The sequence below is a fragment of the Variovorax paradoxus genome, assembly GCF_030815855.1.
GTDB classification, from domain to species: domain Bacteria; phylum Pseudomonadota; class Gammaproteobacteria; order Burkholderiales; family Burkholderiaceae_C; genus Variovorax; species Variovorax paradoxus_M.
Genome location: NZ_JAUSXG010000001.1, coordinates 1049833 through 1075961 on the forward strand (window position 1 = coordinate 1049833; position 26129 = coordinate 1075961).

Below are 26129 nucleotides of genomic sequence, written 5' to 3' on the forward strand. Positions count from 1 at the left end.
CGATAGGCCCCCATGACAGTTGCAAGAAGTTTCTCCGCGGGCGGCGCCGGGCGCCACGCGGTCGTGATCGGCGCGGGCGCCGTGGGCAGCGCGACCGCCATCGAGGCACTGCGCGCCGGCCTGCGCGTGACGGTGGTGGAGCCCGGCGAGCCGGGTGGCCCGCAGGCGACGAGCTATGGCAATGCGGGCTGGTTGTCCTCGCATTCCGTGGTGCCGCCCGCGTTGCCCGGTGCGTGGCGCAAGGTGCCCGGCTGGCTGGCCGATCCGCTGGGGCCACTCGCGCTGCGCTGGCGCTATCTGCCGCGAGCCATGCCGTGGCTGCTGCGCTACCTGGCTTCTGGATGGACCGAGGCGCGCGTGCAGCGCACCGCCGATGCCTTGCGCACGCTGCTCGCCGATGCGCCGGCGCTGCACGCCCGGCTGGCCGCCGAGGCCGGCGTGCCGCAGCTCATCGAACAGCGCGGACTGTTGCATGCGTACCGTTCGCGCGAAGAGTTCGAGGGCGACGCGCTCGGTTGGCGCGTGCGTCGGAACACCGGCGTGCAATGGGAGGAATGGGCAGAACTCGAACTGAGGCAGCGGGAGCCCGATCTGGACGCGCGTTACACGCTCGGCATCTTCGTGCCCGAGGCCGGCCACTGTCGCAACCCTGGGGCCTATGTGGCCGCGCTGGCTCAACATGCAATCGACGCCGGTGCGCAGCGCGTGGCAGCGCGCGCCACCGGCTTTCGCATCGAGGGTGGACGATTGCGCGCGGTGCAGACGGACGCCGGCGAAATCGCCTGCGACGCCGCGGCCATCTGTGCCGGCGCGCGCTCGGGCCCGCTCGCCGCGGCGGCCGCATCGCCGGTGCCGCTCGAAACGGAGCGCGGCTATCACGTGGTCGTCGAAGGCGCCTCGGTGGGCCCGCGCACGCCCACGATGGTGGCCGACGGCAAGCTCATCGCACATTGGATGGACGGCGGCTTGCGCGCCGCGGGCCAGGTCGAGATCGGCGGACTCGAGGCCGCGCCCGACTGGCGGCGCGCCGAGATCCTGCACCGGCACCTGCTGTCGATGTTTCCCGCGCTCGGCCAGCAGGGGCCGGATGCGGCCTCTGTGAAGCACTGGCTTGGCCACCGGCCCAGCCTGCCCGATGGCTTGCCGTGCATCGGTGCGTCCGGGGCCAGCCCGGACGTCGTGCTGGCCTTTGGGCATGGTCATGTGGGCCTGTGCGGCTCGGCGCGCACCGGCAGGCTTGCGGCGCAATTGCTCGCGGGCCTCGCGCCCGAGACGGTGCTGGCCCCTTTCGATCCCGCCCGCTTCGGCTGATGCCGAGCTTGCTGCGTGGAACGGCTCAGCGGTAGCTTTGGTAGACGCGGCTGCCGCCGTCGGCCAGCACCAGCAGAACGTCGTAGGGATCGTGCCGGTCGCCATAAGCGGCGCCGTCCATGCCCGGCGAGCCGACCGGCATGCCCGGCACGGCCAGGCCGACGGCCTTGGGCTTTTCTCGCAACAGCCGGTGCACCTCGCGCGCGGGCACGTGGCCTTCGAGTGCATAGCCGCCGACGAGGCCGGTGTGGCACGAGCCCAGCTTGGCCGGCACGCCGAGCCGTGCGCGCGCGGCATCGTTGCCGTTGTCGTGCACGCGGGTTGCGAAGCCGTTCGCGTCGAGATGCTTCACCCAATCCTGGCAGCAACCGCAGTTCGGGTCTTTCCATATCTCGACCATCGGCGCGGCAGCCGATGCGGCCAGCGGCCATGCCACCGTGGATGCGAGCGCCAGCATCGGGCCGGCGCGCAGAAGAAGGGTGCGTCTTTGCATGCGGATTCTCCTCAGGATGATGCCAGCTGGGCCCGGGCCTTGTCGACCCACACCTGCAGGTTGTCGAGCAGGTCTTTCTGGCTGAACGAACAGCTTTCTTCGCTGAACAGCGCGCTCGATTCGAGCCGGTCGAGCAGGTTCAGCAGCACGTCCCCATAGCGCGGGGGCAGAGTGCCGAGCAAGTCCGTGCTGGCACGGGCTTCGTTCGACAGCGCGGTGGCCGAGCCGCCGCCGCCTTGCAATGCCGCGATGCGGCTGCCGATGCTCTCGAGTTGCCGTGCGGCGGTGTTCATGGCAATTCCTTTCCGGGTGGGGGCAGCGAGAGGCCGCGTTCGCGCATCAGGTCGCGCAGCACGTCGGGGTAGTCGGTAATGAGGCCGTCCACGCCCCAGTCCATCAGCCGCAGCATGTCGGCGCGCTGGTTCACGGTCCATGGCAGCACCTTGAAGCCGAGCGCTTGCGCCTCCTTGAGGGCCGCCGGGGTCAGGTCGTTGTAGGCCGGCGACCAGGTTACCTGCGCGCCCGGCTTGCCGGCGGCGGCCTTGACCAGCTGCGGCGTCGAAGAAAAATCGGCTGCGTTGAGGCCGGCCGCCCAGCGGCTGTCCTTGAGCGTGCGCGCGGAGCTCAGATAGGCGCGCGGCAGCTGCGGCGCGAGCTGGCCGGCCAGCGCGAGCGTGCGCCAGTCGAAGCTTTGGAGGGTCACTCGGCCGGCCATCTGCGCCTTGTCGATCTCCGCGAGCAGCGCGCGCACCATCGGCTCGGGCGCGGCGGTCTCGTCGGGCCGGGTCGGGTCGATCTTGGTTTCGATATTGAAGCGCACCGTGGCCGCCGCAGCGCCGCGTGCGCGCACATGGTCGAACAGCGCAGCCAAGGTAGGAATGCGCTCGCCGTCGCGCGGTTGCTGCAGCGCGAACTGCTTGGCGTAGTTGCTCGTGGGGTTCAGGCGGCCCACGTCGTAGCTCTGAAGCTGCGCCAGCGTCAGAGAACGGACCGTGGCGCCGCTCTTTGGAGCGAGCCACGCGCCGTTGGCATCGCGCGTGTGGTCGGGGTTGAGCGCGGTGTCGTGCGAGATGACGACCACGCCGTCGGCCGTGAGCCCGATGTCGAGCTCGAGCGTGGTCACGCCCAGGTCGATGGCCTTGGAGAATGCCGCCAGCGTGTTCTCGGGCGCCAGGCCGCGCCCGCCGCGATGGGCCTGCAGGTCGAAGTGCTGCTTGGCCGTGGGGAGAATCGCCGCGCAGCCCGCGACAAGCAAAGCGGCGGCGAGCAGTGCGTATTTCATTTCAGCTGCACCTTGATGCCGTCGTCCTGCACCGTGATGTCGCCGATCTCGTAGGTCTTGCGTCCGACCGTGAGCTCGTCGGCCGTAAAGCTGCGCAGCACCTGCCCCTGAAGCAGTTCCTGCGCCACCACCGCGCCGATCTTCTGCAGGCGTTCCGCGTCGCGGCCTTCCACGCCCTGCAGCTCGAGGCGTTCGGCCTTGGGCTGGTCGAGCCGCAGCGCGCGCGTGGCGGCGTCGTAGCGCAGCGCGCTGCTGACCGACACCACGCCCTGCACCGGCGAGGCGGCCAGCAACGGGCTCGCAATGGTCAGCGTGGCCGTGATGGCCGCGCGGTTGCCGCGCGCGTCGAGGCCCAACTGCGGATCGCGCAGGCCGACCATGAAGATTTCCGCATAGCGCTCGGCCACCGGAAAGCGCCTGGCGATCTGCGTTTGCAGTTCGTCGCGGGTCGCGGTGTATTCGCTGGTAAAAAAGTTGAAGCCGGCCAGCGCCGAGAGCGGCGACTGCAGGGCCGCGGCGCCCAGGAGAGCGCGCAGCATCCAGCGGCGGGACGGGAAGGGCAGGGGGCGGATTTGCATACTTTTCGGAGCTTGCCACAGCCTGCATGGTTCCGGCGGGTCGGAGGAGTTCCCGATGCCCAGCCGCGCAAGTTGCCCGCGCTGCTATGCGAACAGGAAAATCTCCTACGCCGCGATGGCGCAGGGGAGGCCACGTTCAAGGCTTCCGCATGAAAAAAAGACGAACGATGCAGGGTGCCACGCGAATCGGTATTTCTGGCTGGCGCTATGCGCCCTGGCGGGGGCGCTTTTATCCGAAAGGCCTGGCGCAGCGGCTCGAACTCGACTTTGCCTCGCGCATGCTGCCCACCATCGAGATCAACGGCTCGTTCTATTCGCTGCAGCGTCCCGTGTCGTACCAGGCGTGGCACGACGCGACGCCGGATGATTTCGTGTTTGCGGTGAAGGGGCCGCGCTACATCACCCACAACTTGAGGCTCAAGGAGCCGCGCACGGCGCTGGCCAACTTTTTCGCGTCGGGTGTGTTCGCCCTCCGTTCCAAGCTGGGCCCAATCCTGTGGCAGTTGCCGCCGTCCTTTGTCTACCACGCCGATCGCCTCGACGAGTTTCTGGCGCTGTTGCCGAGAGACGGCCGGTCCGCCCTTGCGCTGGCGCGGCAGCACAACGAGAAACTGGACGACGACCGCGCGTTTCTGAAGGTGCCCGCGAAACTCCAGATCCGGCATGCGATGGAAGTGCGGCATGCGAGCTTCGAAAATCCGGATTTCATCGCGATGCTGCGCCGGCATGGTGTCGCGCTGGTCGTCGCCGACACGGCGGGGCGCTGGCCGCTGCTCGAAGACTTGTGCGCCGATTTCGTCTACATGCGGCTGCATGGCGACAAGGAGCTCTATGCGAGCGGCTACAGCGACGAAGCGCTCGACCGTTGGGCAGAGCGCATCGATGCCTGGCGCCACGGGCGGCAGGTGAAGAACGCAAGGCTGGCCGATCCCTCGCGTCTGCAGACACGCAAAAAGGGGCGCGACGTGTACTGCTACTTCGACAACGACGTGAAGGTGCACGCGCCCTACGATGCCGCGCACCTCGCAGCCCGGCTCGGCGTGGCCACCGGTCTCGGATCCGACGACAACTTCGATCCGCCGCCCGGCGTGGCCGTGCGCAAACGTGCGAGGGCGCAGGGCCGCAAGTAGCCGCGGAGCGGCGCCTGCCGCCTCAGTCGTGCAGTGACGAGAGAAACTGCTTCAACTCGGCCGTCTGTGGATTGCCGAACAACTCCGCCGGCGGCCCCATTTCGTGCACGCGGCCCTGGTGCATGAAGATCAGGCGGTCGCTCACCTTGCGTGCAAAGCTCATTTCGTGCGTGACCATCAGGAGCGTCATGCCTTCGTCGGCCAGCGACTCCACCACGCGCAGCACGTCGCCCACCAGTTCGGGGTCGAGCGCGGAAGTGATTTCGTCGCACAGCAGCACCGCCGGCTCCATCGCCAACGCGCGCGCAATGGCCACGCGCTGCTGCTGGCCGCCCGAAAGCTGGTCGGGCATGGCGTCGAACTTCTCGGCCAGGCCCACGCGCTCGAGCAGCTTGCGCGCTTGCGACGCCGCCTCCAGGCTGCTGCGCTTCTTCACCAGCGTGGGTGCGAGCATCACGTTCCTGCCGACCGTGAGATGCGGAAACAGGTTGAAGCTCTGGAAGATCATGCCCACGCGCTGGCGCAGCTCGCGCATGGCCATCGCGCTTTCGTGCAGCAGCGGCTTGCCGTCCACCGTGAGCGAGCCTTCCTGGAACGCCTCGAGCCCGTTGATGCAGCGCAGCAGCGTGCTCTTGCCCGAGCCGCTCTTGCCGATGATGGCGATGACCTCGCCGCGTTTCACTTCGAGATCGATGCCCTTGAGCACCTCGTTGGCGCCGTACGATTTGCGCAGCGCCGTCACGCGCACGATCGGCGCGGCGGAAGTCTGGGGTTCAAGCACGGCGGCCATGGGATTTCCTCTCGAGGTTCTTGGCGTACAGGCTTACCGGGAAGCACAGCACGAAGTAAAGCAGCGCCACGCAGCTGAACACCACGAAGGGCTGGAAGGTGGCGTTCGAAATCATGCTGCCGGCCTTGGTGAGTTCGACAAAGCCGATCACGGAGGCGAGCGCGGTGCCCTTGATCACCTGCACCAGGAAGCCCACCGTCGGCGCAATCGCGATCTTCACGGCCTGCGGCAGGACCACGTGGCGCATCTGCTCACTGAAGCTCAGGGCCAGGCTGCCCGATGCCTCCCACTGCCCTTTGGGAATGGAGGCCACGCAGCCGCGCCAGATCTCGGTGAGGAATGCGCTGGTATAGAGCGTGAGCGCCACGCTCGCGGCGGTCCACGCCGACACGTCGATGCCGAACAGCGCGATGCCGAAGTACGCGAGAAACAGCTGCATCAGCAGCGGCGTACCCTGGAACAGCTGCACGTAGAAGCCCACGGCGCGGTTCATGACGCTGCCGCCGCGCAGGCGCAGGAACAACAGCAAGCCGCCCACCAGCCCTCCGCCGACGAAGGCGATGAGCGAGAGCACGACAGTCCAGCGCAGCGCCATCAGCAGGTTGCGCAGGATGTCCCAGAGAGAAAAATCGACCATGGGGTGTTCCCGCGTTCAGCGGCCGAAGAAGAACTTCGGCCCGGCCCAATTGAGCAATCTGCGCAGCCCCACCGCCAGCGCCAGGTAGATCAGCGTGGCAATGATGAAAGCCTCGAAGGCGCGGAAGTTGCGGCTCTGGATGAGGTTGGCCGCGTAGCTCAGCTCCTCGGTGGAGATCTGCCCGCACACCGCCGAGCCCAGCATCACGATGATGATCTGGCTCACCATCGCGGGCCATACCTTCTTGAGCGCCGGCGGCAGCACCACGCGGGTGAACACCTGCACCTTGTTCAGTGCCAGGCTCACGGCCGCCTCGATCTGCCCCTTGGGCGTGGCCTCGATGCCGGCCCGGATGATCTCGGTGGCGTAGGCCCCGAGGTTCATCACCATCGCGATGACCGACGCCGTCTCGGGCGTGAGCTTGACGCCGGCCGCGGGCAGCCCGAAGAAGATGAAGAACAGCTGCACGATGAACGGCGTGTTGCGGATCAGCTCCACGTAGCTGCCGACGATCCAGCGAAGCCATGCCGGCCCGCTGGCGCGCGCCCAGGCGCAGGCCACGCCGACGGCCATGCCGATGAGGGTGGCAATGGCTGTCAGCCCCACCGTCCACGCGACGCCCTTGGCGAGCAGACGCCAGTCGACGAGAACTGCACCGAAGTCGAATTCCATGGCGCGCCTTTATGCGAGGTTCGGCAGACGGTCAGACGGGCAGGTCGCCGGCCGCCTTGCCGAGCCACTTCTTCGACATGGCGTCCAGCGTGCCGTCCTTCTTGGCGGCGGCAATGATCTCGTTGACCTTGGTCTTCAATGCGGTTTCGCCCTTGGCAACGCCGATGAAGCACGGGCTGTCCTTGAGCAGCAGCTTGAATTCGGCGCTCACCTTCGGATTCTTGGCGAGCATGTCGCCGGCGACCGCCGCGCTGGTCGCGAGGGTTTGCGTCTGGCCGGCCACGAAGGCCGCGATGGTCGCGTTGTTGTCCTCGAAGCGGCGGTAGTCGACGTTCGGCGGGGCTACCTTGTTCAGTTCCTGGTCTTCCATCGCGCCGCGCGTCACGGCGACGGTCTTGCCGGCCATGTCGGCAAAGCTGGTGAGCTTCATGCTCTTGGCGGCGTACACGGCCTGGAAGAAAGGCGCGTAGGCGGCGGAGAAATCGATCACCTTCTCGCGCTCGGCATTCTTGCCGAGCGTGGAGATCACGAGGTCGGCCTTGCGGGTCTGGAGATAGGGGATGCGGTTGGCGCTGGTCACGGGCACCAGCTCGACCTTGACGCCCAGCTTGGCGGCAATAAGCTCGGCCATTTCGACGTCGAGGCCTTGCGGCTTCATGTTCCTGTCGACCGAGCCGTAGGGCGGGTAGTCGGTCGGCACGGCGATTTTGATGGTCTTGGCCTTCAGCACGTTGTCCAGAGCGTTCTGGGCCTGGGCGGTGCCGGCTGCGGCCAGCATGGCAACGGAAGCCAACGCGAGCGTGAGGTGGCGTTTGGACGAAGAAAACGCAGAAAACGAAGAGAGGGTCATAGCAGGGCTCCTAGGTAAGTCGATGAATCGGTGTTGTCTTGCGAAGAAGCGGCCGCCTTGCGCCGCTTGGGCTTGGCCGCGGTGTTCTGTTGCAGCGGTGCCAGCGCATCGCGCAGCTGCGCGAGCGGGTCGGTTGGCGCCTGCACGCGCAACGCCGACTGCACGGTGCCGATGTGCGCGGCCATCAGCGCTTCGGCGGCGGCGTGATCGCCCCGCTCGAGTGCGGCGACGATCTGCACGTGGTCTTCGCACGACTGCACCGCGTCATGGGTGCTTTGATAGAGCATGGCGATCAGCGTGGTGCGTGCCGTGAAGTCGCGCAGCGTGTCGGCCAGCAGCGTGTTGCCCAGGCATTCGGCCAGGCACACATGGAAGTCGCCGAGCAGAAAGCTGCGGTTGCCGACGTCGTTTTCTTTCAGGGCCGTTTTTTCACGCTGAAGGTGCGCTTTCAGCTGGCGCAGCGCGGCCTTGTCGATCTTGCTGGTACTCCGGATGAGACCCAGCTCGATGACGCGGCGCGCCTCGAAGGCTTCGCGGGCTTCTTCCTGCGAAGGCTCGATCACGAACCAGCCGCGCCGCGCGCTCACCGTGACGATGCCGCGCGCCGCCAGCCGGGTGAGGGCTTCGCGCACGATGGTGCGGCTGCAGTCGAAGAGCATGGCCAGCTGCTGTTCGCCCAGGCGCGAACCCGGGGCGAGCTTCTGCGCCATCACCGCTTCGACGATGCGTGCACTGATTTCGGATGCGGATGTAGACATTGGCCTGCATACCAGCAGCTTTTGTGCCAACTGGTATGCAAGATATGTGCACCGAAATGGGCCGGTCTGCGTGTCGGTGGTGCACTCTCGCGCTGTCCGTCGTGTTTTTGGTGCTTTGATTTCGGCGCAGCTGTTCTTTCAGGCGCATTACACCCGCCGCCAGTTCAATCCATCCGCGCGCCCGAAGCCTTCACCGCCTTGTCCCATCGGGGCGTCTCCGTGGCCAGGAAGCGCGCGAAGTCCTCGCTGCCCAGGTACGCCGGGTCGGCGCCCTGGCTCACCATGCGGTCGCGCACCTCAGGGCTGGTGAGCACCTGCCTGAAGGCCTCGCTGAGCTTGGCGACCACTTCCTTGGGTGTGTCCTTGGGAGCGAGAAAGCCGTAGAAGCCCACCACCTCGAAGCCCTTGACGCCCGATTCGATGACCGTCGGCACGTCGGGCAGGGCGGGGTTGCGTTCGCGGCTGGTCACGGCCAGTGCGCGCACCTTGCCTTGCTTGTGATAGTTGGCGGCCTGGGGGATCGACTCGGCCATGAACTGCACCTGGCCGCCCATCAGGTCCGTAAAGGCCGGGGCGCTGCCGCGGTACGGAATGTGCACCATGAAGATGCCCGTCGCGGTCTTGAACATCTCGGGCACCAGGTGGCTGATGCCGCCGTTCCCGGCCGATCCATAGTTGACCTGGCCGGGCCGCGCCTTCGCGTAGTCGATGAACTGCTTGAGGTTCTGCACCGGCAACTGGGGCGTGACCAGCAGCGCCAGCGGCTGCATGGCCGTGCGCGCGATCGGCACGAAGTCGCGCTGTGTGTTGTAGGGCAGCTTGCTGTAAAGCGCGCCATTGATCACTGCCACGCCGGTGTTGGCCAGCATGAGCGTGTAGCCGTCCGCCGGGCTCTTGGCGACCGCGTCGGCGCCCACCGAGCCGCCCGCGCCGGGCTTGTAGTCGACGATCAGCGGCTGGCCGAGCACGGCCTGCAGCTTGTCGGTCAAGAGGCGCGCATGCTGGTCGAGCGGACCGCCGGCCGGGAAGCCGATGACGACCTTGATCGGCTTGTCGGGATAGGCGGCCATGGCGGAGCTGCCAACGCCGAATGACGCGAGCGACGCGATCGAAAAAGCCGCCAGGATGGCGGCGCGGACCGGATGAGCCATGGAATCGTCTCCTCTTTTTTTCAAGTGGAGACGATCATAAGCAGCGGCTCAGCCGGTGAGCGTTGCCTTCAGCGTGATCTCCGGCACGCTGGCCAGCGCTTTCGACAACGGGCAGCCGGCCTTGGCGGCGGCCGCAATCTGCTGGAACTTGGCTTCTTCGAGATTCGGCACGGCGGCGTCGAGTTCGAGTGCGATGCGGTCGATCTTGAAGCCCTCGCCGTCCTTGGCCAGCCGCACGGCGGCCCTGGTGTCGATCGTCGTTGCGGTGAAGCCTTCTTTCTCGAGTGCGAAGGCAAAGGCCATCGTCAGACAGGCCGCGTGGGCCGCGCCGACGATTTCCTCCGGGTTGGTGCCGCGCTTGTCGTCCTCGAAACGGCTTGCGAAACCGTAGGGATAGTCCTTGAGGGCGCCGGTCTCGGTGCTGACGAGGCCCTTGCCGGTCTTGCCGGCGCCTTCCCAGTGAACACTTGCGCGCTTGTCTGCTGGCATGGGAGCTCCTTCATTCGGGTGATGGGTGATGGGAACGCATGTATCGCGCGGAATGAGCGGCTTGTCTGTAGTCGCAAGGCGCATGCGCTGCAGATTGCCAAATTGGGAAGAATGGGCGTCGCCAAGGCGACGCCCTCGGGGGCTTCCCCGATGGGAGCGGCGGCCGGTGCCGCTTAGGCTGCGGGCTGCCTTTTTCTTTCTTCTCCGTCCGTCTGCCTTGACCATGCAACAACGCCCGCACCACAAGTTCTGGCCCAAGCGCCTTCCGCATTCGATCACCGTTCCCGCCACTTCGCTGTGGCACAACCTTGCGACCTCGGCGGCGCGCTATCCGGACAAGGCCGCGCTCGTGTTCTTCGGCCGCGTGACGAGCTACCGCGAATTCGCCGGTCAGGTCGAGCGCCTGGCGGGTACGCTGCATGCACTGGGCGTGAAGCGCGGCGACCGCGTGGTGCTGAACATGCAGAACTGCCCGCAGCTCGTGATCGCGCATTTCGCGATCTTGCGTGCCAATGCGGTGGTGGTGCCCGTCAACCCGATGAACCGGGCGGAAGAGCTCAAGCACTACATCGTCGACCCGGACGCCAAGGTGGCCATCACCACCGGCGACCTGGCCGGCGAACTGGCCAAGGCCAGCAATGCGCTGCCGCCGGAGCAGCAGCTCGACCACCTCATCGTGACCCAGTTCACCGATGCCTTCGATGCCGAGGCCAGCGGCGACGATGCGCCCGCGCCGGCATGGAAAGAGTGGCTCACCGCGCGCCATCCACTGCCCGAGCTGGCGCGCGGCAAGGCTCAGGCCTGGACCGATGCGCTGGCGGCCGGCCACCCGGCGCCCGAGCACGTGGTGGGCGCCGACGACATGGCCCTGCTGCCCTACACCAGCGGCACCACCGGCCTGCCCAAAGGCTGCGTGCACCACCATTCCAGCCTCATGCACAACGCGGTGGCCGGCCAGCTCTGGGGCCCGGCGACGTCGGAAGCGGTGGTGCTGGCGGTGGTGCCCATGTTCCACATCACGGGCGTGGTGAGCATGATGCACACCTCCATCCTCGCGGGGGGCACGCTGGTCATCATGCCGCGCTGGGACCGCGAGGTGGCGGGGCGGCTCATCTCGCGCTGGAAGGTCACGAGCTGGACCAACATTCCCACCATGGTGATCGATCTCATGGCCAGCCCCAACTTCGCGAGCTACGACCTGTCGAGCCTCACGCACATCGGCGGCGGCGGCGCGGCCATGCCGCAGGCCGTGGCGCAGCGGCTGTTCGAGCAATACGGCCTCAAGTACCAGGAGGGCTACGGCCTCACCGAAACCGCCGCGCCGTCGCACACCAACCCGTCGGAAAACCCCAAGCAGCAGTGCCTGGGCATTCCGTTCATGAGCACGGACGCGCGCGTGGTCGATCCCGACACGCTGGCCGAAATGCCCATCGGCGAGTCGGGCGAGATCATCATCCACGGCCCCGAGGTGTTCCAGGGCTATTGGAAACGGCCCGATGCTACGAAGGCAGCTTTCGTCGAGTTCGAGGGCAAGCGCTTCTTCCGTTCGGGCGACATGGGTCGCATGGACGAGGACGGCTATTTCTTCATCACCGACCGGCTCAAGCGCATGATCAACGCGAGCGGCTTCAAGGTGTGGCCGGCCGAGGTGGAGCTCTTGATGTTCCGCCACCCGGCCATCCAGGAAGCGTGCGTGATCTCGACCAAGGACAGCTATCGCGGCGAATCGGTCAAGGCCGTGGTGGTGCTGCGCGCCACGCACAAGGACACCACCGAGCAGGACATCATCGACTGGTGCCGCGAGAACATGGCGGTCTACAAGATTCCGCGCAAGGTGCAGTTCGTCGATGCATTGCCCAAGAGCGGCAGCGGCAAGGTGATGTGGCGGCTGCTGCAGGAAGACGAGAACGAGACCGAAACCGCCGCGTAACAGCGGGTTCGTGCCCGCGGGGCGAGGGTGCTTCGCACCGAGAATCCATGGCTTCCGCCGCCACGTTTTTCTCTTCCTCTCTCTGCTCATGCGCTTGCGCTTACTGCCCGTCGTTTGTTGTCTCGCGCTTCTGCCGCTGCTGTCGCACGCCGACCCTCGAACCTGTCTCGTCGTCGGCATCAGTGACGGCGACACGCTCACCGCGCGTTGCGGCCGCTTCGGTTCCTACGAGGAAATCAAGGTGCGTATCGCCGCCATCGATGCACCTGAAAGATCGCAGCCTTACGGCCAGCGCAGCAGGCAGGCGCTGAGCCGCCTCTGCTATTTCGAGCAGGCCGTGATCACCGAGCGCGACACCGACCGCTATGGCCGCACGGTGGCCGACGTGAGTTGCAACGGCCATGACGCGGGAACCCAGATGGTGGCCGAAGGCTGGGCCTGGGTGTACGACTTCAACGGCATTGCCACGCGGCGCGGCGGCGAACTGTTCAAGCTGCAGGACAGCGCGCGCGCACAGCGCCAAGGCCTATGGGCCGGCGCAAGGCCCACGCCACCGTGGGATTGGCGGCGGCGCCAGCGCGAGAATCAGGCGAACAATTCGATGTTCTGAGGCGCCGCGCGGGCGGCTGCCGACGCCTCAGCAGGCGCCGGTATAAAAACAGCGCAGCGAAGGCACGAAGACGCCCGCGAGAACACTGACCGCGCACACGATCAGCATCAGCAGCGCGAACATGCGCAGGCCCTCGGCGCTCCAGTGCGGCGCGAAGATGCTGACCAGGAAGCCCGAGGCGAAGGTGCCTTCGAGCCATGCCGCGCCGTCCCAGCGCAAGACCCACAGCCAGAACACCGCGTCCAGCGCATGCAGGGCGATCCACAGGGGCAATGACATGTCTGTCCGGCAGCCGTCCGTCTTCGCAGTTTCTGCGGCTACGACTCGCTCTTGCCCCGTACGTCCGCCACCACGCGCGCATTGCGCTGGAAGCTCCAGTACGCGCTGGCCCAGTCCATCATCACGACGATGCGGTTGCGAAAGCCGATCAAGAAATACGCGTGAGCGAACAGCCAGAAGAGCCATGCGAGCCGGCCGCTGAAGCGCAGCGGCCCGAAGGGCGTACCCAGGTCCACCACCGCCGAGTTGCGGCCGATGGTCGCCAGGTTGCCGTAATCGCGGTAGCGAAAGGGCACGGTGGGGGCGCCCGCGATGCGGCGAAGAATGTTCGAAGCGGTGGCGCGGCCCATCTGCTTGGCGCCGGGCGAGACGCCGGGCACCGGCTTCGGCGGCTTGCCGGGCGCGTGGCTCATGGCCGCCGCAAGATCGCCGACCACGCTGATTTCGGGGTGGCCGGCCAGGCTCAGGTCGGGCTCGACCTTGATGCGGCCCGCGCGGTCGCATTCGGCGCCGGTCGCTTCGCCCAGCATGCGACCCAGCGGCGAGGCCGCAACGCCCGCCGCCCAAACCACGCAGCTGCTCTCGATGCGGTAGCTGGTGGCCGGCGCGCCGTCTGCGCCGCCGCCAGCCTGCACTTCGAGCCCGCCGGCGTCGATGGCGGTCACGCGGGCATTCAGCCGCACTTCGACGCCGAGTTTTTCCAGTTGCTCCAGCGCTTTCTGGCTCAGGCTTTCGGGCATGGCCTGCAGCACGCGCGGCCCGCCTTCGACCAGCAGCACCTGCGCGCTGCCCGGGTCGATGTGGCGGAACTCGCCGGAGAGCGTGTGCTTGGCAATTTCGGCCAGGGTGCCGGCCATTTCGACGCCGGTCGGCCCGGCACCGATCACCACGAAGGTCAGCAGGGCGCGGCGGCGCTGCGGATCGGTCGCGGTTTCGGCCGCCTCGAAAGACATCAGCACGCGGCGGCGGATTTCGAAGGCGTCGGCCAGCGTCTTGAGGCCGGGCGCGAGGGGTGCCCATTCGTCATGCCCGAAATAGCTGTGCGTGGCGCCGGCCGCCACGATCAGGTGGTCGTAGCTCACGCGGCTGCCGTTGGCCAATTGAACCGCGCGCGCCGCCGGATCGATGGCACTCACTTCGCCGAGCAGCGTGGTGATGCGCGGCTGCTCGCGGAACAGCGCACGCACCGGCGCCGCAATCGACGGAGCCGCGAGCCCCGCGGTCGCCACTTGGTAGAGCAGGGGCTGGAACAGGTGGTGATTGGTTTTTTCGATCACCGTCACGTCGACGTCGGCGGTTTCGAGCTTGCGGGCGGCTTCGAGCCCGCCGAATCCGCAGCCGACGATGACGACATGGGGACGGGCGGAGGCGTTGTTCGTTTGCATCGAACGGATGATACGCAGCCGCCCTGCACGCCGCCGCATCTTGTGCCACAGTGGCTCCCCCACCGATTTGGCGCCCCCCGGCAGAGAGCCAGGGCGAGAACTTGTCCTACGCACTGCGGCAATACGAATCGGCTACAACTTGCGGTTGACCCGACTGGAGACACCATGACGCTTTCCCGGCCGATCACCCAGGCGGCGAGCGCATTGCGCGACAAGTTTCGCGAAGTGCGGGCCGCCAGCCTGGCACTCGCCGCGCCGCTCTCCGCCGAAGACCAGTGCATCCAATCGATGCCTGATGCGAGCCCCACCAAATGGCATCTCGCGCACACGACGTGGTTCTTCGAGACCGTGCTGCTCCAGCCTCACGCCACGGGCTACCGGCCCTTCGACGTGCGTTTTCATTACCTCTTCAATTCGTACTACGAGGCGTTGGGCCCGCGCCATCCGCGGCCGCAGCGCGGGCTGCTCACGCGCCCCTCGGTGGACGAAGTGCAGGCCTACCGCAGCCATGTCGACAAGGCGGTGCTGGCCTTGCTCGACGGCGAGATCGGCGACCAGGACTGGGCCGCCATCGAGCCCATCGTCACGCTGGGGCTGCATCACGAGCAGCAGCACCAGGAATTGCTGCTCACCGACATTCTTCATGCGTTGTCATGCAACCCGCTGCTGCCCGCCTACAAGCCGGCCGCTGGACCCGCGCTGCGGCTCGCCGCCGTGCCGCCGGCCATGCGATGGCTGCCGCAGCCCGGCGGCGTGGTCCAGGTAGGTCATGAAGGACTGCAGCACGGTTTTGCCTTCGACAACGAAACACCGCGCCACGCAGCGCTGCTGCAACCCTATGCCATTGCCGACAGGCTAGTGAATTGCGGCGACTATGCGCAGTTCATTGCCGATGGCGGCTACCGGCGGCCCGAGCTGTGGCTGTCCGACGGCTGGGCCGCGGTGCAGGCACAGGGCTGGCGGCATCCGGCCTATTGGCTGGCGGCGGACGATCCGCGACTGGGAGCCCAGCAGCAGCAGGGCGGCTGGCAGGTGTTCGGCCTGCATGGCGTGCGGCCGATGGAAGCCGATGCACCGGTGTCGCAACTGAGTTTCTACGAAGCCGCGGCGTACGCGGAATGGGCCGGCGCGCGGCTGCCCACCGAGTTCGAATGGGAGGCCGCGTTCGACGCGCCCGGCATCTCGCAGATGGCCGGCCATGTCTGGCAGTGGACGCGTTCCTCTTACGACCCGTACCCAGGGTTCAGGCCCATGCCCGGCATCGCGGCCGAATACAACGGCAAGTTCATGGTGGGTCAACTGGTGTTGCGCGGTGGCAGCGTGGCCACCCCGGCCGGGCATACGCGGCCCAGCTACCGCAACTTCTTTCCGCCGGCCGGGCGCTGGCAGTTCTCGGGGCTGAGGCTCGCGAAAGACGTCTGAATCATGCGCAATCCAACATCGTCGTCCTCCTTCTCGTTCGCCGCCGCACAACCGCAGCGCCAACCCGAGGCGCCCGCTCCGGTCGCCGCCCGGTCGCCGCTCTCCGAATTCGGCCGTGAAATGCAGGCGGGTCTTGCGCGCAAGCCGCGCAGCATTTCACCCAAATTTTTCTACGACGCGGCAGGTTCGCAGCTGTTCGACCGCATCTGCGAATTGCCTGAGTACTACCCCACGCGCACCGAGCTGCGCATCCTCGGCGAATGTGCCGGAGAGATCGCCGAGCAGATCGGTCCCGGCGCCGAGATCGTGGAGTTCGGTGCCGGCTCCCTGACCAAGGTGCGGCTGCTGCTGGATGCGCTCGAGGCGCCCAAGCGCTACCTGCCGATCGACATCTCGGGCGAGCATCTGGAGGCCGCCGCCGAGCGGCTGAAAGCCGACTACCCCCAACTCGTGGTGCAGCCGATTGCGGCGGACTACACGATGCCGCTGGTGCTGCCGGCGCCACTGCCCGGCGCAGGCAAGCGCGTAGGATTTTTCCCCGGCTCGACCATTGGAAATTTCGAGCCCGACGAGGCGCTGGCTTTTCTGCAGCTCGCGGCGCGGATGCTGCGCGGCGGCGGCTTGCTGATCGGCGTCGATCTGGTGAAGGAGCCAGCTCGCCTGCATTCGGCGTACAACGATGCGCAAGGCGTGACCGCGGCATTCAACCTCAATCTTTTGCGGCGCGCAAACGCCGAGCTCGATGCGGATTTCGACCTTGATGGCTTTGCGCATGCGGCGTTCTACAACGCGCCGAAGCAGCGCATCGAGATGCACCTGGTGAGCCGCCGGGCCCAGACTGTTTCACTGGACGGTGAGCGGTTCGGGTTCGAGGAAGGGGAGACGATTCATACCGAGTACTCGCACAAGTTCACTGTGGATGGACTGCGGGCGCTGGCTGTGAAGGCGGGGTTTCGGCCTTTGGCGGTTTGGACGGATCCTGAGAGGTTGTTTAGTGTGCATTGGTTGGGGGCTTGAGTTTTGTTGGCTTAGTTTGTTTCCCGAGGCCGGGTCTCGCCCCGGCGGGCGACCTACTTTTCTTTGCTTCGCCAAAGAAACGTAGGCAAAAGAAAGGCGACCCCACTGTCTGCGACCCCTGCGCTTCGCTACGGGGCAACCTGCGGTGCTCGGGTTTCGCGGGGTCTCGCAGAACTCGCTTCGCTTGTATGGTTGAGGCGCTGGGGTGGAGGGACTCGTTGCGCATTCGGCCGCGGCAGCGGACCGACGGTTTTGAGATTTCTCCCGCCCCACCTTCCAACGTCGATTAGGAACTGAGCGGAGCTCCGTTTTTGGACGGTGCGACCGCCGATCTAGACGCAAGCAAACGTGGTCGGTGGGCTGCACCCCAGCTTGGCAAATTGTCCAACCGGAGGTGTCGTCATGCAAGAGCCAACCCTGTTTATCGGCGTGGATGTTTCCAAGGCCGAATTGGTCATTTCTCTGGGGTCTGGGCACCGGCCTCGCAGCGTGGTCAACAATGCCGCGGGCATTGCCGATTGGCTGCGGGAAGTGCCGCCCCATGCCCTGGTCGCCATGGAATCCACCGGGCGGTACCACGGTCTGTTGGCGCACCTTGCAAGCCAGGCTGGCCTGAAGGTGTTCGTGCTCAATGCACGCGACGTGCACTTCTACGCCCAAGCCTTGGGAATGCGGGCCAAGACAGATGGCGTTGACGCCCAGCTCATCGCTCGCTATCTGGCGGAACACCACGGTCATCTGCATCCCTGGCAGCCGGCCAGCGCAGTGCAGCAACGACTGCAAGATCTGCTCACGCGCCGAGCGCAATTGGCGGCGCAGCGCTCGGCCTTCAAGCAGATCGTGACGGGTGTGGACGCCAGCGATATCGACACCGGCGAGTTGCAAAGGGCCTTCGATACCCTTCTGAAGGCAATGGATAGCAGGATGCAGGAGTTGGTTACCAGCGATCCGCGGCTGTCCGCTGGCTGCCAGAGATTGCTCACGATCACCGGTGTAGGACCGCAGACCTCGGTGTTGCTGGCGACGCTGTTCAGTCGCTTCAACTTCGGCAATACCGATGCCTTGGTGGCCTATTGCGGACTCGATCCAAGACCCAACGATTCGGGTGCCCGGCATGGGCGACGTCGCTTGAGCAAAAAGGGGCCGTCGCTGTTGCGCCGACAGATCTATCTGGTGGGCTTTGCTGCAAGTCGTAGCAAGGCGCTCAGGCCGTTGTATGAGGCCATTCGGGCCAAGGGCTTTGCAACCACTGCGGCCTTCATCATTCTCGGGCGCAAGCTGCTGCGCGTGGCGTTTGCTGTTTGGAAAGGTACGCAGTCGTTCGATCCGGCCCGGTTGATGCCGAAGAATGACTTGCAAAAAACATAGAACCTCAGACAGCTGCGAGCCCTGATCCGCGAAACCCTGCGCTCCTCGGCGCATACAGAGGGGCTTGGAAACCGAACGGGCCTTTGCTTCGCTCGGCCACGAAGCCACCGCGGCGCTGCGCGCCGCGGTGGTTGGTATTGGGGCGGGCTGTTGGGCTTGGGGCCGAGCGAAGCGATGGCCTGCCCGCACCCACCCCTTCTGTATGCGCCGAGGAGCGCAGATGGAGGCGGGATCAGGGCCGCAGCTGTTTGAGGTTCTATGTTTTTTGCAAGTCATTCTTCGGCATCAACCGGGCCGGATCGAACGACTGCGTACCTTTCCAAACAGCAAACGCCACGCGCAGCAGCTTGCGCCCGAGAATGATGAAGGCCGCAGTGGTTGCAAAGCCCTTGGCCCGAATGGCCTCATACAACGGCCTGAGCGCCTTGCTACGACTTGCAGCAAAGCCCACCAGATAGATCTGTCGGCGCAACAGCGACGGCCCCTTTTTGCTCAAGCGACGTCGCCCATGCCGGGCACCCGAATCGTTGGGTCTTGGATCGAGTCCGCAATAGGCCACCAAGGCATCGGTATTGCCGAAGTTGAAGCGACTGAACAGCGTCGCCAGCAACACCGAGGTCTGCGGTCCTACACCGGTGATCGTGAGCAATCTCTGGCAGCCAGCGGACAGCCGCGGATCGCTGGTAACCAACTCCTGCATCCTGCTATCCATTGCCTTCAGAAGGGTATCGAAGGCCCTTTGCAACTCGCCGGTGTCGATATCGCTGGCGTCCACACCCGTCACGATCTGCTTGAAGGCCGAGCGCTGCGCCGCCAATTGCGCTCGGCGCGTGAGCAGATCTTGCAGTCGTTGCTGCACTGCGCTGGCCGGCTGCCAGGGATGCAGATGACCGTGGTGTTCCGCCAGATAGCGAGCGATGAGCTGGGCGTCAACGCCATCTGTCTTGGCCCGCATTCCCAAGGCTTGGGCGTAGAAGTGCACGTCGCGTGCATTGAGCACGAACACCTTCAGGCCAGCCTGGCTTGCAAGGTGCGCCAACAGACCGTGGTACCGCCCGGTGGATTCCATGGCGACCAGGGCATGGGGCGGCACTTCCCGCAGCCAATCGGCAATGCCCGCGGCATTGTTGACCACGCTGCGAGGCCGGTGCCCAGACCCCAGAGAAATGACCAATTCGGCCTTGGAAACATCCACGCCGATAAACAGGGTTGGCTCTTGCATGACGACACCTCCGGTTGGACAATTTGCCAAGCTGGGGTGCAGCCCACCGACCACGTTTGCTTGCGTCTAGATCGGCGGTCGCACCGTCCAAAAACGGAGCTCCGCTCAGTTCCTAATCGACGTTGGAAGGTGGGGCGGGAGAAATCTCAAAACCGTCGGTCCGCTGCCGCGGCCGAATGCGCAACGAGTCCCTCCACCCCAGCGCCTCAACCATACAAGCGAAGCGAGTTCTGCGAGACCCCGCGAAACCCGAGCACCGCAGGTTGCCCCGTAGCGAAGCGCAGGGGTCGCAGACAGTGGGGTCGCCTTTCTTTTGCCTACGTTTCTTTGGCGAAGCAAAGAAAGTGAGTCGCCCGCCGGGGCGAGACCCGGCCTCGGGAAAGAAACAAAGCCCCCATCTCCAGGCAGAAAATCCGGTTCAAAAGCAAAGGGCACAATATCCCTTCCCTTGGAGAGCAAGACATGAAAGCAACCTGGAACGGCGTCACCATCGCCGAAAGCGACGACACCGTGCTCGTCGAAGGTAACCACTATTTCCCAGTGAGCGCGCTCAACCGCGACTACGTCACCTTCAGCAACCACAAGACCACCTGTCCCTGGAAGGGCACCGCCAGCTACTACTCGCTGCTGGTCAACGGCGAGCTCCACGCGGATGCCGCCTGGTACTACGCCGACCCGAAGCCCGAAGCCGAGGAAATCCGCGATCGCGTGGCGTTCTGGAAGGACGTGAAAGTCACCGCGTCGTGACCACGGCCGCGTTCGCGCCCCCGTTCATTCAGCCCGCCGAACTACCGGCCGCGCTGCGCGAACAAGGCTATGCAGTGCTGAGCCCGCAGGGCGTGAGCGACTGGCTCGGCGTGCCGCTCGGCCAGCTCGAGGCGCTGCACGCCGACTGGAACGATCTTCCGCCCGACGAATACCTGAAGGACGGTGGCCGCTACCGCACGCGGCGCCACGCGTGCTTCACGGTGGCGGGTGAGGCGATTGCGCAGGTGCCGCATCGCGCGCACTGGCAGCCGGTCGAATACAACGCACTGCATGGCGGCATGCAGCGCTGGTTCGCGCCCATGCACGAGGCCACGGTGGCGCAGCCGGTGTGGCAGCGCCTGCTGCAACGCCTGGGCGAAGCGGCGAGCGGCATGCGCGGCACCACGGCGCAGCCGTGGTTCGTCGAGGCGCATCAGTTCCGCATCGATACCGCGGGCGGCATCGGCCGGCCCACGCCCGAAGGCGCGCACCGCGACGGTGTCGACCTGGTGGCGGTCGCGCTGGTCGGACGCAGCGGCGTCAAGGGTGGCGAAACGCGCGTGTTCGAAGCCAACGGACGGCGCGGCGAACGCTTCACCATGACCGAGCCCTGGACGCTGCTGCTGCTCGACGACGCGCGCGTGATCCACGAATCCACGCCCATCCAGCCGCTCGAAGAAGGCGCCGCCGGCTGGCGCGACACCCTGGTCGTCACCTGCCGCGCTCAGGGTTTCCAGGGGGATTGACCCCGCTGGCTTGAGTCCTACAGTCACGCCGCGGCCGAGGGGTTAAATTCGAGGCCCGGTTCGGTTGCGAGCCGCGCCTGTCCGCGAACGAATGAAAGTGAGGTCCGCCATGTTCAATCACATCCTGGTTCCGATCGACGGCTCCGAAACTTCCATGCTCGCGGTCAGCAAGGCCAGCGGCCTGGCGCTGGCCTTCGGCAGCCGCATCACGTTGATTCACGTGATCGACAACTATCCCTTCATCGGCGTGGGCGCGGACTATGCGCTCGGCCAGAACGAATACCTGGCCGCGGCCACCGCGAGCGCGAATGCGGCGCTCGCGCGCGGCGTGGCCGCGCTCGCGGCCGAGGGCCTGCACAGCGACCAGCGCGTGATCGACGGCCACGTGGTGCACGAGGGCATCGTCGACACTGCCATCGCCATCGCGGCCGACCTGATCGTGATGGGCTCCCACGGCCGCAGCGGCATCGAGAAGCTGCTGCTCGGAAGCGTGACGCAGCGCGTGCTGCAGGACGCGACCATGCCGGTGCTGGTGGTCAAGGGCGGGCTGTAAGTAGCGAAGAAGAGGAAGAAGAGCAAGAAGGCGCGGAAAGATCCGAAAGGGCAAAGTCCGGCGGGCTTTGAAAGCGGAGCATTTGCCGAGTCGCCGGATGCACGAAGCCCAGTTCGCTCGCATGCAGCAGCAGGCGCGGGGCACGCGCCTGGACCTCGGCGCTGCCGTAAAGCGCATCCCCCAGAATCGGATGGCCGATCGAGAGCAGGTGCACGCGCAGTTGATGCGACCGGCCCGTGAGCGGCTCCAGCAGCACATGCGTGGCAGCGGCTTCTGCGTCCGATGCTGAAGACAGCGCCCGCCACCGCGTGAGACTGGGCTTGCCGGCCGGATCCACTTTCTGCAACGGTCGCCGCGGCCAATCGGCCATCAGCGGCGTGTCGATGACCGACCATTCGTCTTGCACCGGCATGGTGCCGTCCACGATGGCCTCGTAGCGCTTGTGCACCAGGCGGTTCGCAAAGGCGTCGCCGAGTGTCCGCTGCATGGCGGCGCCGCGCGCCATCAGCACGAGCCCGCTGGTGGCCATGTCGAGCCGGTGAACGATCAGCGCATCAGGCCATTGCCGCATGGCGCGTGCGCTCAGGCAGTCCTGCTTGTCTTCGCCGCGGCCGGGCACGCACAAGAGGCCTGCGGGCTTGTTCAGCACCAGCAGGTGGGCGTCTTCGTGAACGAGGTCGATAAAAAGGTCGGTGTCGGGCATGGCTGCCGCAGAGTGTAGAGAGAAGGAAGGAGAAGGAGAGCCCGCGCTCATGCCAAGCTCATGACGCCTCGGCTATCCTCGAATGAATGTCCGGCCCCGCTTCTCCACCAGCTTCTCCTGCTCCGGTTTCCGCCTCCGTTCCGCCGCCCCCGAGCTTTTCCGAACTCAGGCGAGAGCGCCCCTTCATGCAGTTGTGGATGGCGCGGCTCTTCGGTACCGCGGCGTCGCAGATGCTGCTGGTGGCCATTGGCTGGCACATGTACGAGCTCACCAGCAGCGCCTGGGACCTCGGCCTGGTCGGCCTCTACCAGTTCGTTCCCGCCTTGTTGCTGGCGCTGCTGGCCGGCCACGTGGTCGACCGCCGCCATCGGGGGCGCATCGTGGCGGCCTGCTTCGCGGTGCAGGGGGTGGTCGCGCTGGTGCTGCTGCTCGCGGTGGTGCAGCGTTATGACACGCGCGGCCTGCTGCTGGGCCTGTCGCTGGTGCTCGGCGCCGTGCGCGCCTTCCAGATGCCGGCGCAGCAGGCGCTGACGCCGCTTCTGGTGCCGGCCACCATGCTGCCTCGTGCCATGGCCTTCAGCTCGGCCGGCATGCAGGGCGCCATCATCGGCGGGCCGGCGCTCGGCGGCCTGTTGTTCGTGGCGGGCATGGCGGTGGTCTACGGCGCCAGCGTGCTGTGCTTTGCCATCGCCTGCGTGCTCGTGCTGCGGCTGCGCTATGCCCACACGCCGGCCGCGCGCGAGCCCGTCACGCTGGCCACCGTGTTCGCGGGTGTCGACTTCATCTGGAAGCGCAAGCCCGTGCTCGGTGCCGTATCGCTCGATCTTTTTGCGGTGCTGTTGGGCGGCGCCGTGGCGCTGCTGCCCATCTACGCCAAGGACATCCTGCATACCGGGCCCTGGGGGCTCGGGCTGTTGCGCGGGGCGCCGGCGGTGGGCGCGCTCGTGATGTCGATTGCGCTTACGCGCCGACCCATCGAACGCCACATCGGCCGCACCCTGCTGATCGCCGTCGGGCTCTTCGGGTTGTGCATGGTGGTGTTCGGCTTTTCGCGCAGCTTCATGGTTTCGCTGATCGCGCTCGCGGTGTCCGGCGGGGCCGACATGGTCAACGTAGTGATCCGCCAGACGCTGGTCCAGCTCGAAACGCCGGATGCCATGCGCGGCCGGGTGAGCGCGGTCAATTCGATCTTCATCGGCGCCAGCAACCAGCTGGGGGAGTTCGAATCGGGCGCGACGGCGGCGCTGCTGGGGCCGGTGGGCTCGGTGGTGCTGGGCGGCGTGGGAACCATGATGGTGGCGCTGGGCTGGTTCAAGCTGTTCCCCTCGCTGGCCCAGCGGGACCGGCTGGTGGTCGCGATGCCCGCTGTGGCCGTCAAGCAGGGCTAGACGGGGCAAGACAGAACGGACAGGCGCGGGTTTTCAGAAGACCGAGAAGGCCTTCGGTGCATCGATCGCGAGCTCGCTTTGCGCCTCTGCCACGCAAGGCAATATCCAGCCCTCTGCCTTTTCTTCGGCGCTGAGGCCGGGCCATTCGACGATGTGGCGGATCGAGCCCGAGAGCAGCTGGCAGATGCAGGTGCGGCAGGTGCCGTTGCGGCAGGAGCTCGGCATTTCGATGCCGGCCGCCTCGGCGGCTTTCAGGAGCGTGGTGCCGGCCTCGGCCTCGAAGCCGAGGCCCGAGGGTTCGAGCCGGACTTTCACCGCGGGGTTTGCTGTTGCTGCTGCTGACGGCGCTGGTCGCGCAGCATGAAGAGATAAAGGCTTTCGACCTTCTCGCGTGCCCACGGCGTCTTGCGCAGGAACTTGAGGCTGGAGCCCACGCTCGGCTCGAACGTGAAGCAGCGGAGGGGAACAAGCTCGCCGAGCTGTTCCCAGCCGTAATGCTCGGCCAGCGCCGTGACGATGGCTTCCAGCGTGAGCCCGTGCAACGGGTTCCGGGGCTGGGCCGGCTTGGCGGGCGCTGGCGCTTCGTCGGTCACTTGTTCTTGAGCTTGCCGCGCGGGATCACCGCGGTGGTGATCGTGCGGACCGGCTCGATGCCGCCGGTGCCCACCGGCTTGGGCGGAGAAGTGTCCTTCTTCGGTTTCTTGGCTTCCTTGTTCGCGCGTTGTTGACCCTTGGCCATATCTACTCCTGTTGATGCTGTGTTTGCCGCGTATGTAGCAAGCAGTTTAGCGGTGCGGCGACAATACCCGGTTCCATCAGATTTTCCGCATTCATGTCAGATTACGAAGTTCGCCCCGCCACGATGCGCGACGCCAAGGCCGTCGCCGAAGTCCATACCCTGGCCGCCCAGGCGGCCTACCAGGGCATCCTGCCCGACGAAGAGCTGCGCACGCTGGCGCCGGCCACCCGTGAAGCCAAGTGGCGCGAAGCCATCGAGTTCAGCGAGCCGCAGGTGCAGGTGGCGGTACTGGACGGCGAAATCGTCGGCTTCGTCGGTTTCGACCGCTCGCGCGATCCCAAGACGCCGTCCACCACGGGCGAGATCTGGGCCCTCTACGTCAAGCCCGAGCATTGGGGCAAGGGCCTCGGCGTCGCGCTCTGGGATGCCGCACGCGAAGGCCTCGAGGAAGAGGGCTGCACCACGGTCACCGTGTGGGTGCCCATTCGCAATGACCGCGCCATGCGCTTCATCGAGCTGGCCGGCTTCAAGCGCGAAATGAAGACCGCCAAGACCACCGCACTGGGCACCGTGCGGGTCGAAGAAATCCGCCTCAAGCGCAGCGTCGTCTGACGCGTCCGCCGCGTACGGTTATTGCCGGCGCGGACCGGGCTTGCGGCTAAGCTCGCCGATTCTTTTTTCCACACCGACCCTTGCCATGGCCACCAGCCTGCTTCTGCTGCTCGACGACATCGCGACTGTTCTGGACGACGTCTCGGTCCTCACCAAGGTCGCCGCGAAGAAAACGGCCGGTGTTCTCGGAGACGACCTCGCACTCAACGCGCAGCAGGTTTCGGGCGTCAAGGCCGAGCGCGAACTGCCGGTGGTCTGGGCCGTGTGCAAGGGCTCGTTCGTCAACAAGCTCATCCTGGTGCCCGCGGCGCTGGCCATCGGCAGCTGGCTGCCCTGGCTGGTCACGCCGCTGCTCATGGTGGGCGGCGCGTTTCTTTGCTTCGAAGGCTTCGAGAAGCTCGCGCACAAGTTCCTGCACAAACAGGAACACGAGGCCGACACCGCGCGCCACGAGCGCGCCGTGGCCGATGAGGCGGTCGATGTGGTCGCGGTCGAAAAGGACAAGATCAAGGGCGCGGTGCGCACCGACTTCATTCTTTCGGCCGAAATCATCGCCATCACGCTGGGCACCGTGCAGGGCCAGCCTTTTCTCACGCAGCTCACCGTGCTCGCGGGCATCGCGTTGATCATGACCATCGGCGTCTACGGCCTGGTGGCCGGCATCGTGAAGCTCGACGACGCGGGCCTGTACCTGAGCCAGCAAGCCGGCAAGGCCGCGCAGGCCCTGGGGCGCGGCATTCTCGCGGCGGCGCCCTGGCTCATGAAGGGGCTGTCGGTGGCGGGCACCGCGGCCATGTTCCTCGTAGGCGGCGGCATCCTGGTGCACGGCGTACCGGCCTTCGGCCATGCCGTCGAAGACTGGGCCAAGGCCACGGGCGGCGTGTTCGGCGCCCTCGGGTCCATGGGCGTGAATGCGGGCGTGGGCCTTGTGGCCGGCGCCATCGTGCTGGCGGCGGTCGAGCTCGTCGGCAAGCTCCGGGGCAAGAAGGCCTGAGCCTTCTCGCCGGCCGGCCGCATCGGCCCGCCTTTTTCCTGTTCGCGACCTATTCGCGCGATTTGCCGCGCTGGAACAGGCCGACCCCGACCAGCGCCGCACCCAGCACCAGTGCGAACCACCCGACCAGGTAGGCACCGGCCACCATGTCGAACCATCGCGTGCCCTGCAGGAAGCGCGGTGCCAGCAGAACGGCGGCGCCGATCACCAGGCAGAGGATGCCGCGCTCGAGCGCGCGGAGTTGTCGTTTGGGTTGCGCCATGGCTGTGTCGA

Annotated in this window: 32 protein-coding genes; 13 read left to right on the forward strand and 19 right to left on the reverse strand. The window is 66.3% G+C overall.

What is annotated here, in order from left to right; all coding sequences use genetic code 11:
• The first annotated feature begins 12 nt into the window (after positions 1-12).
• A complete protein-coding gene (locus tag QFZ42_RS04890; protein ID WP_307699878.1) occupies positions 13-1311 on the forward strand; it encodes an NAD(P)/FAD-dependent oxidoreductase in 1299 nt (432 codons plus the stop codon).
• 25 nt (positions 1312-1336) lie between these two features.
• On the opposite strand, the gene QFZ42_RS04895 is transcribed toward QFZ42_RS04890, so the two are convergent.
• The 4 genes from QFZ42_RS04895 to QFZ42_RS04910 are packed head-to-tail and all read right to left on the reverse strand — an operon-like array spanning position 1337 to position 3625.
• On the reverse strand, positions 1337-1804 hold the full coding sequence (locus QFZ42_RS04895; protein ID WP_307699879.1) for a DUF411 domain-containing protein: 468 nt from the start codon (positions 1802-1804) through the stop codon (positions 1337-1339).
• An 11-nt stretch (positions 1805-1815) separates the two neighbouring features.
• On the reverse strand, positions 1816-2097 hold the full coding sequence (locus QFZ42_RS04900; RefSeq protein WP_307699880.1) for a hypothetical protein: 282 nt from the start codon (positions 2095-2097) through the stop codon (positions 1816-1818).
• On the reverse strand, positions 2094-3086 hold the full coding sequence (locus QFZ42_RS04905; RefSeq protein WP_307699881.1) for a glycerophosphodiester phosphodiesterase: 993 nt from the start codon (positions 3084-3086) through the stop codon (positions 2094-2096). Before QFZ42_RS04905 ends, QFZ42_RS04900 begins: the two co-directional genes overlap by 4 nt.
• The gene (locus QFZ42_RS04910) at positions 3083-3625 is read right to left on the reverse strand and encodes a DUF1439 domain-containing protein (RefSeq protein ID WP_307699882.1); all 543 of its coding nucleotides are present in this window, start codon (positions 3623-3625) and stop codon (positions 3083-3085) included. Before QFZ42_RS04910 ends, QFZ42_RS04905 begins: the two co-directional genes overlap by 4 nt.
• Positions 3626-3831: 206 nt before the next feature.
• On the opposite strand from QFZ42_RS04910, the gene QFZ42_RS04915 reads away from it, so the two are divergent.
• Positions 3832-4794 carry a DUF72 domain-containing protein gene (locus QFZ42_RS04915; protein ID WP_307704168.1) on the forward strand — a complete coding sequence of 321 codons (963 nt, stop codon included), beginning with the start codon at positions 3832-3834 and terminating at the stop codon, positions 4792-4794.
• Positions 4795-4816: 22 nt separating this feature from the next.
• On the opposite strand, the gene QFZ42_RS04920 is transcribed toward QFZ42_RS04915, so the two are convergent.
• The 7 genes from QFZ42_RS04920 to QFZ42_RS04950 all read right to left on the reverse strand — a co-directional run bounded on the left by QFZ42_RS04920 (position 4817) and on the right by QFZ42_RS04950 (position 10141).
• The gene (locus QFZ42_RS04920; protein WP_307699883.1) at positions 4817-5584 is read right to left on the reverse strand and encodes an amino acid ABC transporter ATP-binding protein; all 768 of its coding nucleotides are present in this window, start codon (positions 5582-5584) and stop codon (positions 4817-4819) included.
• Positions 5568-6221 (reverse strand): amino acid ABC transporter permease, encoded by a 654-nt coding sequence (locus QFZ42_RS04925; RefSeq protein ID WP_307699884.1) that lies wholly within the window; start codon positions 6219-6221, stop codon positions 5568-5570. The genes QFZ42_RS04920 and QFZ42_RS04925 overlap by 17 nt, the downstream gene beginning before the upstream one ends.
• A gap of 15 nt (positions 6222-6236) precedes the next feature.
• A complete protein-coding gene (locus QFZ42_RS04930; RefSeq protein WP_307699885.1) occupies positions 6237-6893 on the reverse strand; it encodes an amino acid ABC transporter permease in 657 nt (218 codons plus the stop codon).
• 31 nt (positions 6894-6924) lie between these two features.
• Complete coding sequence (locus QFZ42_RS04935) at positions 6925-7743, reverse strand: transporter substrate-binding domain-containing protein (protein ID WP_307699886.1); 819 nt, start codon at positions 7741-7743, stop codon at positions 6925-6927.
• Positions 7740-8501, reverse strand: a complete 762-nt coding sequence (locus tag QFZ42_RS04940) for a GntR family transcriptional regulator (protein ID WP_307699887.1) — start codon at positions 8499-8501, stop codon at positions 7740-7742. The genes QFZ42_RS04935 and QFZ42_RS04940 overlap by 4 nt, the downstream gene beginning before the upstream one ends.
• A gap of 164 nt (positions 8502-8665) precedes the next feature.
• Positions 8666-9652 carry a Bug family tripartite tricarboxylate transporter substrate binding protein gene (locus QFZ42_RS04945; protein ID WP_307699888.1) on the reverse strand — a complete coding sequence of 329 codons (987 nt, stop codon included), beginning with the start codon at positions 9650-9652 and terminating at the stop codon, positions 8666-8668.
• Between the two features lie 48 nt (positions 9653-9700).
• Positions 9701-10141, reverse strand: coding sequence for an OsmC family protein (locus tag QFZ42_RS04950; RefSeq protein ID WP_307699889.1), 441 nt, complete (start codon positions 10139-10141; stop codon positions 9701-9703).
• A 223-nt stretch (positions 10142-10364) separates the two neighbouring features.
• Here QFZ42_RS04950 and QFZ42_RS04955 point away from each other — a divergent pair, with 223 nt between their 5' ends.
• Entirely contained in the window at positions 10365-12071 is a 1707-nt protein-coding gene (locus QFZ42_RS04955) for a long-chain fatty acid--CoA ligase (protein ID WP_307699890.1), read from the forward strand.
• Positions 12072-12159: 88 nt separating this feature from the next.
• Positions 12160-12681 (forward strand): thermonuclease family protein, encoded by a 522-nt coding sequence (locus tag QFZ42_RS04960; protein WP_307699891.1) that lies wholly within the window; start codon positions 12160-12162, stop codon positions 12679-12681.
• A 27-nt stretch (positions 12682-12708) separates the two neighbouring features.
• Here QFZ42_RS04960 and QFZ42_RS04965 read toward each other — a convergent pair whose 3' ends face one another.
• A complete protein-coding gene (locus QFZ42_RS04965) occupies positions 12709-12960 on the reverse strand; it encodes a hypothetical protein (protein ID WP_307699892.1) in 252 nt (83 codons plus the stop codon).
• A 38-nt stretch (positions 12961-12998) separates the two neighbouring features.
• Positions 12999-14345, reverse strand: a complete 1347-nt coding sequence (locus QFZ42_RS04970; RefSeq protein ID WP_307699893.1) for an NAD(P)/FAD-dependent oxidoreductase — start codon at positions 14343-14345, stop codon at positions 12999-13001.
• Positions 14346-14510: 165 nt separating this feature from the next.
• On the opposite strand from QFZ42_RS04970, the gene egtB reads away from it, so the two are divergent.
• From egtB to QFZ42_RS04985, 3 genes are all read left to right on the forward strand, one after another.
• Entirely contained in the window at positions 14511-15767 is a 1257-nt protein-coding gene (egtB, locus tag QFZ42_RS04975) for an ergothioneine biosynthesis protein EgtB (protein ID WP_307699894.1), read from the forward strand.
• 3 nt (positions 15768-15770) lie between these two features.
• Positions 15771-16784, forward strand: coding sequence for an L-histidine N(alpha)-methyltransferase (egtD, locus tag QFZ42_RS04980; RefSeq protein WP_307699895.1), 1014 nt, complete (start codon positions 15771-15773; stop codon positions 16782-16784).
• 402 nt (positions 16785-17186) lie between these two features.
• Entirely contained in the window at positions 17187-18152 is a 966-nt protein-coding gene (locus QFZ42_RS04985) for an IS110 family transposase (protein ID WP_307699896.1), read from the forward strand.
• A gap of 256 nt (positions 18153-18408) precedes the next feature.
• Here the strand turns inward: QFZ42_RS04985 and QFZ42_RS04990 are convergent, their stop codons facing one another.
• A complete protein-coding gene (locus QFZ42_RS04990) occupies positions 18409-19374 on the reverse strand; it encodes an IS110 family transposase (protein ID WP_307699896.1) in 966 nt (321 codons plus the stop codon).
• A 462-nt stretch (positions 19375-19836) separates the two neighbouring features.
• Here QFZ42_RS04990 and QFZ42_RS04995 point away from each other — a divergent pair, with 462 nt between their 5' ends.
• The 3 genes from QFZ42_RS04995 (at position 19837) to QFZ42_RS05005 (ending at position 21420) form a co-directional block, all read left to right on the forward strand.
• Positions 19837-20121 carry a DUF427 domain-containing protein gene (locus QFZ42_RS04995; RefSeq protein WP_307699897.1) on the forward strand — a complete coding sequence of 95 codons (285 nt, stop codon included), beginning with the start codon at positions 19837-19839 and terminating at the stop codon, positions 20119-20121.
• Positions 20118-20867, forward strand: coding sequence for a 2OG-Fe dioxygenase family protein (locus QFZ42_RS05000; RefSeq protein WP_307699898.1), 750 nt, complete (start codon positions 20118-20120; stop codon positions 20865-20867). The genes QFZ42_RS04995 and QFZ42_RS05000 overlap by 4 nt, the downstream gene beginning before the upstream one ends.
• Positions 20868-20976: 109 nt before the next feature.
• On the forward strand, positions 20977-21420 hold the full coding sequence (locus QFZ42_RS05005; RefSeq protein WP_281147008.1) for a universal stress protein: 444 nt from the start codon (positions 20977-20979) through the stop codon (positions 21418-21420).
• On the opposite strand, the gene QFZ42_RS05010 is transcribed toward QFZ42_RS05005, so the two are convergent.
• Positions 21404-22123, reverse strand: a complete 720-nt coding sequence (locus QFZ42_RS05010; protein WP_307699899.1) for an RluA family pseudouridine synthase — start codon at positions 22121-22123, stop codon at positions 21404-21406. The genes QFZ42_RS05005 and QFZ42_RS05010 overlap by 17 nt on opposite strands.
• Before the next feature lie 185 nt (positions 22124-22308).
• Here QFZ42_RS05010 and QFZ42_RS05015 point away from each other — a divergent pair, with 185 nt between their 5' ends.
• Complete coding sequence (locus QFZ42_RS05015) at positions 22309-23511, forward strand: MFS transporter (protein ID WP_373423306.1); 1203 nt, start codon at positions 22309-22311, stop codon at positions 23509-23511.
• A gap of 33 nt (positions 23512-23544) precedes the next feature.
• Here QFZ42_RS05015 and QFZ42_RS05020 read toward each other — a convergent pair whose 3' ends face one another.
• From QFZ42_RS05020 to QFZ42_RS05030, 3 genes are read right to left on the reverse strand one after another with little or no spacing between them, the layout of a single operon-like run.
• The gene (locus QFZ42_RS05020) at positions 23545-23826 is read right to left on the reverse strand and encodes a 2Fe-2S iron-sulfur cluster-binding protein (RefSeq protein ID WP_307699901.1); all 282 of its coding nucleotides are present in this window, start codon (positions 23824-23826) and stop codon (positions 23545-23547) included.
• Entirely contained in the window at positions 23823-24104 is a 282-nt protein-coding gene (locus QFZ42_RS05025) for a VF530 family protein (RefSeq protein ID WP_307699902.1), read from the reverse strand. The genes QFZ42_RS05020 and QFZ42_RS05025 overlap by 4 nt, the downstream gene beginning before the upstream one ends.
• On the reverse strand, positions 24101-24250 hold the full coding sequence (locus QFZ42_RS05030) for a hypothetical protein (protein WP_015866429.1): 150 nt from the start codon (positions 24248-24250) through the stop codon (positions 24101-24103). Before QFZ42_RS05030 ends, QFZ42_RS05025 begins: the two co-directional genes overlap by 4 nt.
• 93 nt (positions 24251-24343) lie before the next feature.
• Between QFZ42_RS05030 and QFZ42_RS05035 the strand changes: the two genes are divergently transcribed.
• A complete protein-coding gene (locus QFZ42_RS05035; RefSeq protein ID WP_307699903.1) occupies positions 24344-24862 on the forward strand; it encodes a GNAT family N-acetyltransferase in 519 nt (172 codons plus the stop codon).
• A gap of 85 nt (positions 24863-24947) precedes the next feature.
• Positions 24948-25856 (forward strand): DUF808 domain-containing protein, encoded by a 909-nt coding sequence (locus QFZ42_RS05040; protein WP_307699904.1) that lies wholly within the window; start codon positions 24948-24950, stop codon positions 25854-25856.
• Between the two features lie 49 nt (positions 25857-25905).
• On the opposite strand, the gene QFZ42_RS05045 is transcribed toward QFZ42_RS05040, so the two are convergent.
• A complete protein-coding gene (locus tag QFZ42_RS05045; RefSeq protein WP_307699905.1) occupies positions 25906-26118 on the reverse strand; it encodes a hypothetical protein in 213 nt (70 codons plus the stop codon).
• Positions 26119-26129: the final 11 nt, after the last annotated feature.